At 65.3% G+C, this 15,265-nt stretch carries 13 protein-coding genes; 5 read left to right on the plus strand and 8 right to left on the minus strand.

Translation table 11 applies throughout. From position 1 onward, the window contains the following. From RT028_RS12075 to RT028_RS12090, 4 genes are all read left to right on the plus strand, one after another. Positions 1 to 245, plus strand: a 245-nt coding sequence (locus RT028_RS12075; protein ID WP_312935130.1) for an NTP transferase domain-containing protein, incomplete at its 5' end; no start/stop codon positions are given. 121 nt (positions 246 to 366) lie between these two features. Beyond that, a complete protein-coding gene (locus RT028_RS12080; protein ID WP_312935131.1) occupies positions 367 to 1,386 on the plus strand; it encodes a branched-chain amino acid aminotransferase in 1,020 nt (339 codons plus the stop codon). Positions 1,387 to 1,549: 163 nt separating this feature from the next. Beyond that, entirely contained in the window at positions 1,550 to 2,230 is a 681-nt protein-coding gene (locus RT028_RS12085) for a response regulator transcription factor (protein ID WP_312935133.1), read from the plus strand. Then, on the plus strand, positions 2,208 to 3,593 hold the full coding sequence (locus RT028_RS12090; protein ID WP_312935134.1) for a HAMP domain-containing sensor histidine kinase: 1,386 nt from the start codon (positions 2,208 to 2,210) through the stop codon (positions 3,591 to 3,593). The genes RT028_RS12085 and RT028_RS12090 overlap by 23 nt, the downstream gene beginning before the upstream one ends. A 22-nt stretch (positions 3,594 to 3,615) precedes the next feature. On the opposite strand, the gene RT028_RS12095 is transcribed toward RT028_RS12090, so the two are convergent. The 8 genes from RT028_RS12095 to RT028_RS12130 form a co-directional block, all read right to left on the minus strand. Next, entirely contained in the window at positions 3,616 to 5,553 is a 1,938-nt protein-coding gene (locus RT028_RS12095) for a response regulator (RefSeq protein WP_312935136.1), read from the minus strand. Further along, positions 5,543 to 6,418, minus strand: coding sequence for an ATP-binding protein (locus RT028_RS12100; RefSeq protein ID WP_312935138.1), 876 nt, complete (start codon positions 6,416 to 6,418; stop codon positions 5,543 to 5,545). The genes RT028_RS12095 and RT028_RS12100 overlap by 11 nt, the downstream gene beginning before the upstream one ends. After that, entirely contained in the window at positions 6,411 to 7,424 is a 1,014-nt protein-coding gene (locus RT028_RS12105) for an ATP-binding protein (protein WP_312935139.1), read from the minus strand. The genes RT028_RS12100 and RT028_RS12105 overlap by 8 nt, the downstream gene beginning before the upstream one ends. Continuing rightward, positions 7,421 to 7,825 (minus strand): anti-sigma regulatory factor, encoded by a 405-nt coding sequence (locus RT028_RS12110; RefSeq protein ID WP_312935141.1) that lies wholly within the window; start codon positions 7,823 to 7,825, stop codon positions 7,421 to 7,423. Before RT028_RS12110 ends, RT028_RS12105 begins: the two co-directional genes overlap by 4 nt. Continuing rightward, positions 7,822 to 8,184, minus strand: coding sequence for an STAS domain-containing protein (locus RT028_RS12115; RefSeq protein ID WP_312935143.1), 363 nt, complete (start codon positions 8,182 to 8,184; stop codon positions 7,822 to 7,824). The genes RT028_RS12110 and RT028_RS12115 overlap by 4 nt, the downstream gene beginning before the upstream one ends. Positions 8,185 to 8,187: 3 nt before the next feature. After that, the gene (locus tag RT028_RS12120; RefSeq protein ID WP_312935145.1) at positions 8,188 to 9,030 is read right to left on the minus strand and encodes an STAS domain-containing protein; all 843 of its coding nucleotides are present in this window, start codon (positions 9,028 to 9,030) and stop codon (positions 8,188 to 8,190) included. Positions 9,031 to 9,567: 537 nt separating this feature from the next. Beyond that, positions 9,568 to 11,952 (minus strand): TonB-dependent siderophore receptor, encoded by a 2,385-nt coding sequence (locus RT028_RS12125; protein ID WP_409567249.1) that lies wholly within the window; start codon positions 11,950 to 11,952, stop codon positions 9,568 to 9,570. Between the two features lie 225 nt (positions 11,953 to 12,177). Further along, a complete protein-coding gene (locus tag RT028_RS12130) occupies positions 12,178 to 12,936 on the minus strand; it encodes a hypothetical protein (protein ID WP_312935149.1) in 759 nt (252 codons plus the stop codon). A gap of 189 nt (positions 12,937 to 13,125) precedes the next feature. On the opposite strand from RT028_RS12130, the gene treS reads away from it, so the two are divergent. Beyond that, on the plus strand, positions 13,126 to 15,192 hold the full coding sequence (gene treS / locus RT028_RS12135) for a maltose alpha-D-glucosyltransferase (RefSeq protein ID WP_312935150.1): 2,067 nt from the start codon (positions 13,126 to 13,128) through the stop codon (positions 15,190 to 15,192). The last annotated feature ends 73 nt before the right edge of the window (positions 15,193 to 15,265 follow it).

A 15,265-nucleotide genomic window follows, 5' to 3' on the forward strand; every position in this document is an offset into this window, starting at 1 on the left:
CTACGCTGGCGCGTCTGCGTGAAGCGGCGACGGCGCAGCGCATCGTGGTGCCTGAATGCCAAGGCCGGCGCGGCCATCCGGTGCTGTTCGGGCGGGCATTCTGGCCCGAGCTGGGCCAGGTGCAAGGTGATCAGGGCGGCCGCGCGGTGCTGCTCGCTCACCCGCAGGCGTTGCGGGTGATCGAGGTCGAGGATGCGGCGATCTGGCAGGACGTCGACACCCCAGCCGACCTGCTCGGCCGTTGACTTCACCCGTCGCCCCACGGCCGCCTGCGGCATTTTCCCCGGCAGCGTTTCCGAACCCCCACGGTTTGTATTATGGTGGCGTGTGCGCATCATCTGCACGGACAAGACAATCGAGGGTGTCATGAGCAACGAGAGCATCAATTGGGACAAGCTGGGCTTCGACTACATCAAGACCGACAAGCGCTACCTGTCCGTGTGGCGCAACGGCGAGTGGGACAACGGCACCCTGACCGACGACAACGTGCTGCACATCAGTGAAGGCTCCACCGCCCTGCACTATGGCCAGCAATGCTTCGAGGGCTTGAAGGCCTATCGCTGCAAGGACGGCTCGATCAACCTGTTCCGCCCTGAACAGAACGCCGCGCGCATGGCCCGCAGCTGCGCCCGCCTGCTGATGCCGCAGGTGCCGGCCGAGGTGTTCATCGACGCCTGCAAGCAAGTGGTCAAGGCCAACGAGAAATTCGTCCCGCCGCACGGCAAAGGCGCGCTGTACCTGCGTCCGTTCGTGATCGGCACCGGTGACAACATCGGCGTGCGCACCGCCCCCGAGTTCATCTTCTCGGTGTTCGCCATCCCGGTCGGCTCGTACTTCAAGGGCGGCATGAAGCCGCACAACTTCCAGATTTCCAGCTTCGACCGCGCCGCCCCACAAGGCACCGGCGCGGCCAAGGTCGGTGGCAACTATGCCGCGAGCCTGCAGCCGGGCGCAGCCGCCAAGCAGGCCAACTTCGCCGACGCCATCTACCTCGACCCGCTGACCCACAGCAAGATCGAGGAAGTCGGCTCGGCCAACTTCTTCGGCATTACCGCCAACAACGAATTCGTCACGCCGAAATCACCCTCGGTCCTGCCAGGCATCACCCGCCTGTCGCTGATGGAGCTGGCGGCCTCGCGCCTGGGCCTGACGGTCATCGAGGGGGATGTCGAGATCAATGCCCTGGACCGCTTCATCGAAGCCGGCGCCTGCGGCACGGCTGCGGTCATCACCCCGATTGGCGGTATCGAGTACAACGGCAAGCTGCACGTTTTCCACGATCTGGAGAAGGTCGGCCCGGTCACTCAGAAGCTGTACAACGAACTCACCGGCATTCAGAGCGGTGACGTCGAGGCCCCGGCTGGCTGGATCGTCAAGGTCGCCTGATCCACCGGCGTGAGTACGCGGGGTGCACCTGCGGTGATGGGCCCATGAGGCTGTCACCGCCGGTCGTACCCCGCGTTGCGTTTGGCCAGATGAATTTTTCTTAAATCGCCCAGCGACTATTCTTTGGCACAATTCCAGCTCAACCCGCTGCCCAGGACTAAGCATGCCCCGCGTACTGACCATCGAAGATGACGCCGTCACCGCCCAGGAAATCGTCGCCGAGCTGTCCAGCCATGGCCTCGAGGTGGACTGGGCCGACAATGGTCGTGAAGGGCTGTCCAAGGCCATTGGCGGCGGCTACGACCTGATCACTCTCGACCGCATGCTGCCCGAGGTCGACGGCCTGACCATCGTCACCACCCTGCGCAGCCTGAAGATCACCACGCCGATCCTGATGATCAGCGCGCTGTCGGACGTCGATGAGCGCGTCCGTGGCCTGCGCGCCGGCGGCGACGATTACCTGACCAAACCCTTCGCCTCGGACGAAATGGCCGCGCGGGTGGAGGTGCTGCTGCGGCGCAACAGCGTGCCGGTGACCCAGACCCGCCTGCAGGTCTGCGACCTGGAGCTGGACCTGATCAGCCACGAGGCTCGCCGCGGCCAGCAGACGCTCAACCTGCTGCCCACCGAGTACAAGCTGCTGGAATTTCTCATGCGCCACGCCGGCCAGGTCATCACCCGCATGATGATCTTCGAGGAGGTCTGGGGCTATCACTTCGACCCGGGCACCAACCTGATCGATGTGCACATCGGTCGCCTGCGCAAGAAGATCGATTGCCCCGGCCAGACGCCACTGATCCGCACGGTACGGGGTTCGGGCTATGCCATTGCCGAACCCGTCTAAGGGCTGGAGTTCGTCCACCAGCCGCCTGCTGGCGCTGTACAGCTTTCTGTTCGTGGCCTGGAGCAGCATCCTCATGGGGGTGTTGTACTTCGAGGTCTCGAACTACCTGAACAAACTCACCCGCCACTCGATGCTGCAACGCCAGCACCTGTTCGCGCACATGAGCGGCAAGCAGCTGGACGACGCCCTGGTCGCCAGCCAGGCCTTCGAGCAGCGCGCCTTCGATGCGTACGGGCTGTTCGATGCCCAGCTCAACCCGCTCGGCGGGCGTATCCGTGCCTTCCCGCCAGGGCTTGAGCTCGACGGCAACATGCACGAGCTCAAGCAGTGCCTGGAAGTGGGTACGCCGCACTTGCCGCAAGACAGTTGCGACGCCGTGGCCATCCACATCAACGATGGCCGCTGGTTGGTCCTGCTGCGCGACAACGGCTCGCTGTTCGTGGTTACGCGGATCATCCTCGATGCCTTGCTGTGGGGAATTTCCCTGACCCTGATCCCGGGCTTTGCCGGCTGGTACTGGCTGCGCCGACGCCCACTCAAGCGCATCCGCGCGGTGCAGGCCAGCGCCGAGCTGATCGTCGCCGGTGACCTCACCCACCGCTTGCCGCTGTCCACCCGCCGCGACGAACTGGACATGCTCGCGGCCATCGTCAATGCCATGCTCGATCGCATCGAGCGGCTGATGCATGAAGTCAAAGGCGTGTGCGACAACATTGCCCACGACCTGCGCACGCCCCTGACGCGCCTGCGCGCCCAGCTTTACCGGATTCGTCAGCAAAGCGCTGAAGAGGACCCGTTGGCTGAAGCGCTGGACCAGGCCATCGGTGAAACCGACACGCTGATGGCACGCTTTCGCGGACTGCTGCGCATCAGCGAACTGGAAGACCGCCGCCGCCGCGCAGGCTTCGTCGAACTCGATCCGCACAGCCTGCTGCTGGAACTGCACGACTTCTACCTGCCCTTGGCCGAGGACGGCGCCATTCGCCTGAACCTGCAACAGCCTGCGCACCTGCCGCCGCTCGACGGCGACCGCGAGCTGCTGTTCGAGGCACTGGCCAACCTGGTGGGCAACGCCATCAAGTTCACCCCTGAAGGCGGCCAGGTGCGCATCGTCGCGTCGGTCGATGAACACGCGCTGAGGGTGGCCGTGGAAGACAGCGGGCCGGGCATTCCAAGGGAGGAACGCCAGGCCGTGCTCAAGCGCTTCTACCGCAGCGAGGAAGGCCATCGGCATGCCGGGTTCGGGTTGGGCCTGTCGATCGTCGCGGCCATCGTCGACTTGCATGGCTTCAGCCTGGACATCGATGACAGCGACCTGGGCGGCGCGCGCCTGGTACTCAGGTGCCCGCGGCAGAGCACCTGAGCCGAGGATACACCTGGCTGGCTCAGCCTAACGCCAGACGCACCTTTTCCAGCAAGTCAGCGATCTGGAACGGCTTGGTCAGCAGGTCCATGTCTTCGCCCAGAAATGCCTGCTTGTCGAGCGCCGTCTCGGCGTAGCCGGTCATCAGCAGCACCGGCAGGCCTGGCCGGTAGGTGCGAGCCATGTCGGCCAGCTCGCGGCCGCTCATGTCGGGCAGGCCAACATCGGACAGCAGCAGGTCGATGCTGGCGTCTTCACGCAGCAGGTCGAGGGCTTGTTCGATGGTTTCGGCCAAGCTGCAACGGTAGCCGGCATCGATCAGCACCTCGACCACCGACAAGCGCACCGAGGCCATGTCCTCGACCACCAGCACATGCTCGCCCTGGCCCGGTTGCGCGAGCCGCGGTGGCGGTGCGGCACAGTCGGCCGCCTCACCGCTGGCGGGCAGCATGAGGGTCACTTCGGTACCGCGTCCTACGCCACTGCGCAGCGCCACATGGCCGCCGGACTGCAGCGCAAAGCCATAGATCGTCGACAGGCCGAGGCCGGTGCCCTGCCCCAGCGGCTTGGTGGTGAAGAACGGGTCGAACACCTTGTCCAGCACCGCCGGTTCGATCCCCGCGCCATCGTCGCGCACGGTCAACGACACATACGGCCCGTCCTTGAGGTTCGGGTCACCGCTGGACCACACCGCCGAGGTGGTGACTTCGATGGTGCCGCCCTTGGGCAACGCATCACGCGCGTTGATCACCAGGTTGAGCACCGCGCTTTCCAGTTGCACCGGGTCAACCAGGGCAATGGCCGGGCGGCTGGACAGCGACAGGCCCAGGCGGATGCGCTCGCCGATGGTGCGGGTCAGCAGGTCCTGCAGCGACAGCACATGGCGATTGACGTCCACCGGGCGCGTGTCCAGCGGCTGCTGGCGGGCAAAGGCGAGCAAGCGATGGGTCAGCGAGGCGGCGCTCATGGCCGAGCTCAAGGCCGCATCGGCGTAGGTCGGAATCTTCTCCAGGCGCCCCTCGCCCACGCGTTTGCGGATCAGCTCCAGGCTGGTGATGATCCCGGTCAGCAGGTTGTTGAAATCATGCGCGATGCCGCCGGTGAGCCGTCCCAGCCCCTCCATCTTCTGCAACTGCAGCAGTTGCGCTTCGGTACGCACGCGCTCGGCCACTTCCTTGGCCAGTTGGCTGTTGGCGTCGTCCAGGCGCGCCAGGTGCGAGCGCTCGCGGTGGCGATGCTCGGTCACGTCTTCGACGAACGCCAGGCACAGGCCCGGCGCGCGGTACGGCGACAACTGCCATTCGGTTTCCCGCGGCTGGCCATGCTGGGTCATGCCCAGCACGCCACGCCAGCGGGTACCTTCGGCCAGGTGCGAGCCCAGAGCTTGCAGCACCGCCTCCTGGCCCTCGGCGAAGCATTCGCGCAGGTAACCCGGGGTGCGGTTGTCCTGTATCAGCGTCGCGAACGCATGGTTGCATTCATGCACTTTCAGCTCGGCATCGAGCACGGCGATCGGCGCCGAGACGTTGTCGAAGATTTCGCGGAACTGCGCCTCGCTCTCGCGTAGCGCCCGCTCGCTGTCACGCACGCGCAACAGCGTGCGCAAGGTGGCCAGCAACACATCCGGGTCGACCGGGTGAATCAGGTAGGCATCGGCGCCGTTGTCCAGGCCCGTGATGATGTCGCCGGTCTGAATGGCCGCCGCCGACACATGAATGATCGGCAGCAACGCCGTGCGGCTGTCCTGACGCAACACCCGGACCACATCGAAGCCGCTCATGTCGGGCAGGTTGACGTCGAGGATCAATGCATCGACCACGGTTTCACCGAGCAGCGTCAGGCCCTCACCGCCCGTACCGGCCTCGAGCACCTCGAAACCGTGCAGGGCAAGCCGGCGCTTGAGTGCGTAGCGGGTCACCAGGTTGTCGTCGACGATCAGCAGACGGGCATCATTGTGCATCGGCACGCTCCTGCGTCAGCGCCAGCGGAATCACCACCCAGAACGTCGAGCCCTGGCCCGGCTCGCTCTGCACGCCGACCTCACCCCCGAGCAGCTCGGCGAAGCGCTTGCACAGTGACAGGCCAAGACCGGTGCCTCGCAGGCGTTTCTGCAACGGCGAATCGACCTGGGTGAAGTCCTCGAACAGCGTGCCCAGCAGCTCCGGCGCAATACCGATGCCGGTGTCACTGACGGCGAAACGGACGCGGTCTTCAGGCAGCATCTGCGCAGAGATGCGCACCTCCCCACGCACGGTGAACTTCAGCGCGTTGGCGATGAAGTTGCGCAGGATCTGCGTCAGCTTCTTGTCATCGGTGTAGAGCTGCGGCAAGCCCTCGGGGGCCTCGAAAATCAGGTCCACTGCGGTGCTGTTGACGATCGGCCGGAACATGCCGCGCAATGCGGCGAACAGGTCGAGCATGTCGAACCAGTCTGCCGAGATGGTGATCCGCCCGGCCTCGATCTTGGCCAGGTCGAGCAGGTCGCTGACCATGTCGGACAGCTCACGGGTGGCTGCACTGACGAACGCCACCTGCTTGTGCTGTTCGGATGACAGCGGGCCGTCCAGCTCATCGGCCAGCAAGCCGGTAATGCTCAGGATCGAGCCCAGGGGCGTGCGAAACTCATGGCTCATGTAGGCGAGGAAACGGCTTTTCAGCTCCGAAGCCTGGCGCAACTGTTCAGCCTGGTTGTCCAGCTCGGCGTAGAGCGCCAGCACGCCCTGGTTGGTTTCATCGAGCTCGGCACGCAGGGCCGCACTTTCGGCCTGCAGGCGGGTGATCAACGCCGCCTGTTGGGCGGCGTCGAGGGAAGTCGGGTCAGGCATGGCTGAGCTCCAGGTCAATGACCAGCACGGTCACATCATCACGCCCGCGGCAGAAATCGCGGTGCAGTACGGCGGCGATCACCGCCGGATGACGGTGAATCAGGCCAGGGTAGTGATGCAGGTTCCAGCGTGATTGCAGACCGTCGCTGTAGAGGATCAGCAGGTGGCCATCGACTTGCTGGTAGTCGAACACCTGCGCCTTGCGGTATTGCCCGCCGACGATCCCCGCCATCGACGCCAGGCCGCGCGTGCCCTCGCTATTGATCAGTGTTGCGCCGATGTTGCCGACGCCGATGAAGTGCAGCGCCTGCGAGGTCGCGTCGTACTGAGCGATGGCCACCGCGCCGCCGCGCGTGCCATTCATGTCGACGTGAAGGTGTTCGAGCAGTGTCTGCGGCGGCTCGAACGGTGCCTGCGCAAATGCCCTGGCCCCGGCCTTGGCAGCCTTCTCGGCCTCTTCGCCATGGCCCAGGCCATCGATCACCAGCCCACTGAGCCGCGGCCCCTGCACGGCGATGTGCCAGGTGTCACCACAGGCTGGATCGTCGTGCAGCGAGTGCTGGCTGACACCGATGCGCAGGTCGGTACTGGCGTTGTCGTGCGGATAAAGGCGCGCCAGCACCACCGAGCCGTGGGCGTCGGTATGCACATCGAATACCTGAGCGCTGCGCTGCACGCTGCCCAGACCAATGCCCTGGGTACCGCCGGTGGAGAAGCCATCGGTCATGCAGCGCAGCGGGTCGAAGCCCTGGGCGCTGTCCACACTGAGCAGCTCGATGCCCGGTTTGCCATCGGCACACGGCACATGGCGCAGGTGCAACGCGCCACGCTGGGCATGCTTGAGCACGTTGCTGGCCAGTTCGGTGGCCACCAGCGCGACACGGCCGGCATCACCCTCGTCAAAGCCGACCTCCTGCGCCAGCTTGAGCGCCATGCGCCGGGCGTGCCCGATCTGGCTGGGATCATCGAGGGCCAGCACCTGGGTCAGGCTAGCCGAGAGGGTCATATCCATCGCGTGATCGTGATCCTCGTGCCTTCACCCGGCGCCGTGTCCAGATCGAACTCATCCACCAGCCGGCGCGCGCCGGTCAGGCCCAGGCCCAGGCCGCCACCGGAGGTCCAGCCGTCGGTCAACGCCAGGCGGGTATCGGCGATACCCGGGCCCTCGTCACGGAACAGCAGGCGCAGACCGACACGGCCCGGCTGCTCGACCACGGCCCAGTCCATGTCACCACCGCCACCGTAGACCACGGTGTTGCGCGCCAGCTCACTGACGGCGGTCACCAGCTTGGTCAGATCGACCAGACGCATGCCTTGTTCAGCGGCCAACTTGCGCGCGAACTGGCGAGCCAGGACCACGTCTTGCTCGATACGCACCGGCAGGCTGCCGCTCTGCGAGACGTTCATCGACGGGCCACCCGCTGACGCAGCACCTGCATGCCGCGCTCGACATTCAGCGCGGTGCTGACGCCCGGCAGGGTCAGGCCCAGCTCGACCAGCGTGATCGCCACCGCCGGCTGCATGCCAACCAGCATGGTTTCGGCATCCATGATCCGCGACAGCCCGGAAATGCTGGCAATCATGCGGCCAATGAAGGAATCGACCATATCCAATGCAGAAATATCGATCAGCACGCCGCGTGCCGAGGTGCGGCTGATGCGGTCGGTGAGGTCTTCCTGCAGGCTCAGCGCGAGCTGGTCATGCATGTCGACCTGGATGGTGACGAGGAGAAACTCGCCCATCTGCAGAATAGGAATGCGATCCATGGCTCAGCCCCGTGCGTCAACGCCGTGATCCAGGCGTTTGATCGCCAGTTTCAGCGCATCGGCCAGGTTGGCCTTGGTGGTGATGGAGCTCAGGTCCAGGCCCAGGTGGACGATGGTCTGGGCGATCTGCGGGCGCACACCGCTGATGATGCAATCGGCGCCCATGAGGCGAATCGCGGTGACGGTTTTCAGCAGGTGCTGGGCCACCAGGGTGTCGACGGTCGGCACCCCGGTAATGTCGATGATGGCGATTTCCGAGCCCGTGTCGACGATGCGCTGCAGCAACGATTCCATCACGGTCTGGCTGCGCTGGGAGTCCAGCGTGCCGATCAACGGCAGGGCCAGTACGCCATCCCACAGCTTGACCACCGGCGTGGACAGCTCGAGCAGCTCTTCCTGCTGACGGCGAATCACGGCCTCACGGGTGACCTGGTAGGTGCGCACGGTGTGCATGCCGAGGCTGTCGAGCAACTCGGAAATGACCAGCAATTGTTCGGCGAGCACCGCCGGCTGGTCCTTGTAGTGCTGCTGCAACAGGCGGAACAGCGGGCCTTTGAGGGCGAAGATGAAATGCGCAGTCTGGTGCGAGTCATGGCCAATCTGGGCACGCGAGGAAGAGAGCTTCTCCAGGAAGCGCCGAAGCTCTTCGGAGCCTGCGCCCGTTGCGCTGGCGTCTTGCAGGCTGGCGACCAGCAAGTGCAGAAAACCACTGGTCTGCTGACGCAGATCCTGCTCCTTCAGGTTACGCGTGGCGCCATTGGCTTCCAGGCCAAGGATCCACTCATCCAGCAGTTGGCTCTGATTGTGGTTGATCGCATCCAACGTACTGCCCTGCAATGCTGCCATATACCGAGTGCTCCAGAGGGGGAGGAAAGCCGAAATGACTGGCCTGCAGTCAGTGACCGTGGCCAGTGCGAATAGTTTGTGTGGATACAGCAGAGGATAGCAACGCGCCCTCGCGGCGGGATGCAGGCCCAGTTGATCAACCAGCCTGCGTCAACGCCTGAAGGGCGCTTGCGGGCGCGGCGCGCGGAGTGTGCCGCCTTCGCGCGCGCCTGCCAAGTGCTGTTTGCAAGGGGTGCCATCAGCCAGGTGGCAGATGGCCTTGATCGTCGTGCTGCAGCGGTGTTCTCAGGCCCTGTTGTCACACAGGGCTTGCCTCGGGATACAGACGTGGACGGGCTCAAAAGCGTCGGGGCATCGCCCGACCGAACAGCATTGCGGGCTGGCCTGGAGCGACGGGTCCTGCCGGTTCTGAGCCGTTCAGCCAGGCCGGCGCAAGCCTGCTGGCGTTGAGCGAAAAGCGCCGCATCGGCCACGGCGCCCTTGCCACTGCCTACCTGGCCAAGGCGTGGCAGACTGGCCGACCGCGCTACGCCAGACTCAGAACGCGACTGTGGTCGACAGCAGCCAGGTGCGTGGCGAGGACAGCGTCAAGCCCGCCTCGCTGTCATCCGAGGCACCGGCCGAGGCCCAGTAGCGGTCGTTGAGCACGTTCTCGACATTGGCGCGCACGGTGACGTCGCGGCCCTCGACCTTGAAGGCATAGCGCGCGCCGAGGTCGAAACGCTCCCAGCCATCGATGTCCTTGCTGTTGGCCTGGTCCAGGTACTGCGAGCTCGAATGAATGCCGCGCGCGGTCAAGGTCAGGCCGCTCACCTGCGGCACGTCCCACTCGGCGCCGAGGTTGACGTTATAACTGGGCGTGGCCGGCGCACGGTTGCCGTCGAAGCGGCCATCGACCGTATCGCGCAGCTCGCTGTGGATGTACATCACCCCACCGAGCAGGCGCACCCCAGGCGTCGGCTCGCCGAACAGGTTCAGCTCGAGCCCGGTGTTCTGGCGTTTGCCGTTGGGGCCGAAGACGCGCGTGCCGGTATTGGTTTCGTACGCCGGCTGCTTGATGCGAAACGCGCTGGCGGTGACCGCGTAACGGCCGAAGTCGTACTTGGCGCCGACTTCGATCTGCCGGCTGATGAACGGCGGGAAGATTTCATCTTCATTGACCGACGTACTGGGCGCAATCTTGCCCTGGCTCAGGCCCTCCATGTAGTTGGCGTACAGCGACAACTGGTCAGTGGCCTTGAACACCACGCCGGCAGAAGGCGACAGCTTTTCTTCGTCGTAGGCGGTGTCGCCCTTGATGCCATTGCTCCAGTCATCGACCTGGACCCGCTGCCAGCGGGCACCGAGGGTCAGCAGCAGGCGGTCCTCGAAAAAGCCCAAGGTGTCGGACAACGCCACGCCGGTGAAGTGGTTTTCCGTGTAGACCTTGTCGTCCAGGCGCGTCGGCGTGCCGGGGGTGGGCGTCGCAACAGGGTTGTAGAGGTTGCTCGGCGCACTGGCGTAACGCCCCCCGCCGTTCTCGAAGTCCATGTAGAAGTAGCTGGCCGCCAGGTTCACCTCGTGGCTCACGGGGCCTGTGTGGAACCAGTTGCGTAGCCCAGCCTGGGCGGTGCGCACGTTCTCGTCGCGGGTGAAATCGCGCGGCTGCACGGTGAACGCGCCCGCATCATTGGAAATCGGCACGTTGTGACGCAGGAAGTCGTGGTCGCTTTTGCGCGCGCCTACCCCGCCGTAGAGCATCAGCGAATCGTTCACGTCGAACTCGCCATTGACCATGCCGAAGGTGTCCCGGGTGCGTGCCTGGCTCCACTTCTGCGCATAGTTGTGGCGCACCTTGTCGGCGTCCGGCACCTTGGCCAGCGCGCCCACGATCACCCGCTCCTGAGGTGCATCGGTGTCGCGCTCGGTGTGGCCGAAATCGGTCGACAGGCGCAGACGCTCGCCGCGAAAGTCCAGGCCGAGCACGGCCATTTGCCGGTCGACGCTCTGATGGTCCCACGGGGTATCGCCCGACTGCTTCACGCCATTGAAGCGCACGCCGAACTGGTCGCCTTCGCCAAAGCGCCGGGCCACGTCGACCGCGCCGCCGAGCTGGCTGTCGGAGGCGTAGCTGGCAGTGAACTCGGTGAGCGGGGCATCCCCGGCATGCTTGGGCACGATGTTGATGCTGCCGCCCACGCTGCCGCGCGGCGAGATGCCATTGATCAACTGGCTGGGGCCTTTGATGATGTCGACCCGATCGGCCATGGCCATGTCGATGCTGTAGGTCGGCAGGATGCCGTACAGGCCGCCGTACGACACATCGCTGTTGAACAGGCTCAGGCCGCGGATGGTGAACTGTTCGAAGCGCCCGCCCGAGGGGTTGGTGACCCGTACCGAGGGGTCGCTGGCGACCATGTCGCCGAGCGTGCGCGCCTGCTGGGCCTTGATGCCTTCGCTGCTGTAGGTGGTCATGCTGAAGGGCGTGTCCATGAAGTCACGCGAGCCCAGCAGGCCCTGGGAACCGCGCCGGGTGACCTGGCCACCGGCATAGCGCTCGGCATCGAGGGCCGCGCCGTTCTGCACGCCTTCGATGGTGGTAGGGGCCAGTTCCAGGGCGCCGGCGTCGCTGGGCGCCGGCACCAGGGTGTAACTGTCGGTACCCACGCTGCGCAGTTGCAGGCCAGTGCCTTGCAGCAGGCGGGCAAAGCCTTCCTGCACGCTGAACGGCCCGGACAACGCCGGGCTTCGCCGGCCGGCCACCAGCGCCGGCTCCACCGAGAGGCTGACGCCGGCCTGCCCGGCGAAACGGGTCAGCGCAGCACCCAGGCTGCCGGCTGGAATCTGGAAGCTGCGCGGTGCGCTGTCGGCCAGCGCGAGTTCAGGAACGGCGCCCAGGCCTAGCAAGACGCCAGGCGCGGGCGTTGGCGTTGGCGCGGGAATACAGACATGCTGTGGCTCACTCGTAGGGCTCATTTGCCCTGAATGACAGCCGAGGCGGGAAAAGGGGACAGCGGATCGGAAACTTTTTGCAGGACCGTGTGCGAGCTGGCGCGGTGCGGCGTGGGCGAGCGTGCCGCCCAGGGGCTTGCCAGCAGCGGCAAGCGCGTAGCGTCAAGCGCGACGGACCGCTCGCGTTGCCATGGCCCTGGCGCTCTTCGCAAGGTCCTAGCGAGGCTCGTCCAGGTCGGCCTTGCGCTTCACCGCCAGCGCCCGGTGCTGCAGCAGGCAGATATAGCCCAGCCCCAGCAGCGTCAGCAGCAGCCAGGCCAGCGCGATCAGCAGCTCGGTCGCGTAATGCGCCACGGTCGCCTGATTGCCGGCAAAAGACTCGTACACCAGCACCCGCGCTTCAGCGCCGTCGTGGCTGATGCGCACCCCGGCCTGGGTGATCTGGGTGTAGTCGCCGTCGAAATAGATCCACACCCGCGCCTGGGCGTCGGCGCCGATCGCCGGAATATCGACGCTGCTGGTGGCGGTTTCCAGCAGGGTGTCGTTGCCGGCATCGTCACGGACCTGCACCAGGCCCTTGGCGGGCAAGCGTATGTGCACATTGCGCACCGGCGTATCACCGGTGTTGCGCAGGGTGATGAACAGCCCGGTGCGGTGATCCACCAACCCCGCTTCGAAGGGCTTGGCGAACAGCTTGCGGTAGGGCGCCTGGGCCAGGTCGACCAGTTTGTCGAGTTGCTCATGACCGATGACGCCAGCGCTGATGCTGCGGGCACGCTCGTACAGTTGTTCGTACTTCAACGCATCGCTGGTCTGGCTGATGCGCTCGCTGAACTGGCTTGGGTAGGTCAGGGACTGGTAGGTGACATCGGCTTCGAGTCGCGCGTCGTCCCTGAACACCAGGTACAACGCGCTGACGCAAATCAGCGCGATCAAGACGCCCGCAAGGGACTTACCGACTTTTTCCCAGTTCAACCTGGTGGTTCCTTGTGTGGTGACGTGGCGCGTGCCATGGCTTGGAAGCCGCGAGCAAGCGTGCCAACTTCGGCCGGTCGGCGCAACACGCGCGTGCGCTAACCGTTCGCGTGCAAGCCCGGACGAACGTACCGCGCGCCACGCCGTCAGAGAGGGATACCCCGGAACTGCGCACATAGAGGACGCCCGATGTCTCACCCTGATCCGTCGTACGTGAAATGGCTCGAAGAGCAGTCCATGCTCAAGGCCTCCCAGGACCGCGCCCGGCTCTACTCGGGCCAGTCGCGGCTGTGGCTCAATCCCTTTGCCGAGGCCCAGCCGCGCCGCGCCACGCAAATCGCTTCGGTGTGGCTGACCGTGTACCCCGACGCCATCATCGCCCCTGAAGGCTGCTCGGTGCTCGGCGCCCTGGGCCATGAAGCGCTGTGGAAGCGCTTGTCCGACATGGGCGTGCAAGGCATTCACACCGGCCCGATCAAGCAATCCGGTGGCGTGCGCGAGCGCGGTTTCACGCCGAGCGTGGATGGCAACTTCGACCGCATCAGCTTCGACATCGACCCGCTCTACGGCACCGAGCAGGAACTGGTGCAGATGAGCCGCCTGGCCGCAGCGCACAACGCCGTGACCATCGACGACCTGATCCCCTCACACACCGGCAAGGGCGCGGATTTCCGCCTGGCAGAAATGGCTCACGGGGCGTACCCGGGCCTCTACCACATGGTCGAAGTCCGCGAGGAAGACTGGAACCTGCTGCCGGAGGTGCCCGCCGGGCGCGATGCCGTCAACCTGCTCCCGGCCCAGTGCGATGAGCTCAAGGCCCGCCACTACATCGTCGGCCAGTTGCAACGGGTGATCTTCTTCGAGCCGGGTGTGAAGGAAACCGACTGGAGCGCTACCCCGCCGGTAACCGGCGTGGACGGCGTGACCCGGCGCTGGGTGTACCTGCACTACTTCAAGGAAGGCCAGCCTTCGCTGAACTGGCTTGACCCGAGCTTCACCGCGCAGCAGATGATCATCGGCGATGCCCTGCACGCGCTCGATTGCCTGGGCGCGCGCGGGCTGCGGCTCGATGCCAACGGCTTTCTCGGCGTCGAGACCCGCGCCGAGGGCACGGCCTGGTCCGAGAGCCATCCACTGTCGCTGGTGGGCAACCAGATCATCGGGGGCATGGTGCGCAAGGCCGGCGGGTTCAGTTTCCAGGAGCTGAACCTGACACTGGATGACATCGCGCAGATGTCCAAGGGCGGCGCAGACCTGTCCTATGACTTCATCACCCGCCCGGCCTATCAGCACGCCCTGCTCACCGGCGACACCGAATTCCTGCGCCTGATGTTCAAGGAAATGCAGGCCTTCGAGATTGACCCTGCGTCCTTGATTCACGCGTTGCAGAACCACGACGAACTGACGGTCGAGCTGGTGCACTTCTGGACCTTGCACGCCCACGACATGTATCACTTCAAGGGCCAGACCCTGCCAGGCAGCATTCTGCGCGAGCACATCCGCGAAGAAATCTACGAGCGGCTGTCGGGCGAGCACGCCCCGTACAACCTGCGCTTCGTCACCAACGGGATCTCCTGCACCACGGCCAGCCTGATCACCGCGGCGCTGGGCATTCGTGACCTGGGCCCGATCACGGCTGCGGATATCGAGCAGATCCAGAAGGTGCACCTGCTGCTGGTGATGTACAACGCCATGCAGCCCGGTGTGGTGGCGTTGTCGGGCTGGGACATGGTGGGCGCCCTGCCCTTGCCGGCCGAGGCGGTGGCCGAGCGCATGCTGGATGGCGACACACGCTGGATCCATCGCGGCGGTTACGACCTGGCAGGCCTGGCGCCGGACCACGACAGCTCGGTACGCGGCATGCCGCGGGCCCGTGCACTGTACGGCAGCCTGGATGAACAGCTCGAACGCAGCGATTCGTTCGCCAGCCAGGTGAAGAAGTTGCTGGCCGTGCGTCAGGCCTATGGTATTGCCACGGCGCGGCAGATCCTCGTTCCGGATGTCAGCAGCCCAGGTCTGCTGGTCATGGTGCACGAGCTGCCTGCCGGGCGCGGCACGCAGATCAGCGCGCTGAACTTCGGCCAGACGGCAATCGCAGAGGAGCTGCAACTCACTGGCTTCACCCCGGGCACGGTCGTGGACATGATCAACGAGACGGTCGAAGGCGACCTCACCGAGGACGGCCGACTGATGATCAACCTCGACCCGTACGAGGCCTTGTGCCTGCGCATCGTCAACAGCAGCGGGCATCTATGATGCCGCTGGTCGGGTGGAGTAGACGATCCGTTTGAATCCCTGGCACCCCGGGCAGTCAACTCTCTAGAGAGGA

Origin of the sequence: Pseudomonas sp. (genome assembly GCF_032058845.1) — a bacterium.
GTDB lineage: Bacteria > Pseudomonadota > Gammaproteobacteria > Pseudomonadales > Pseudomonadaceae > Aquipseudomonas.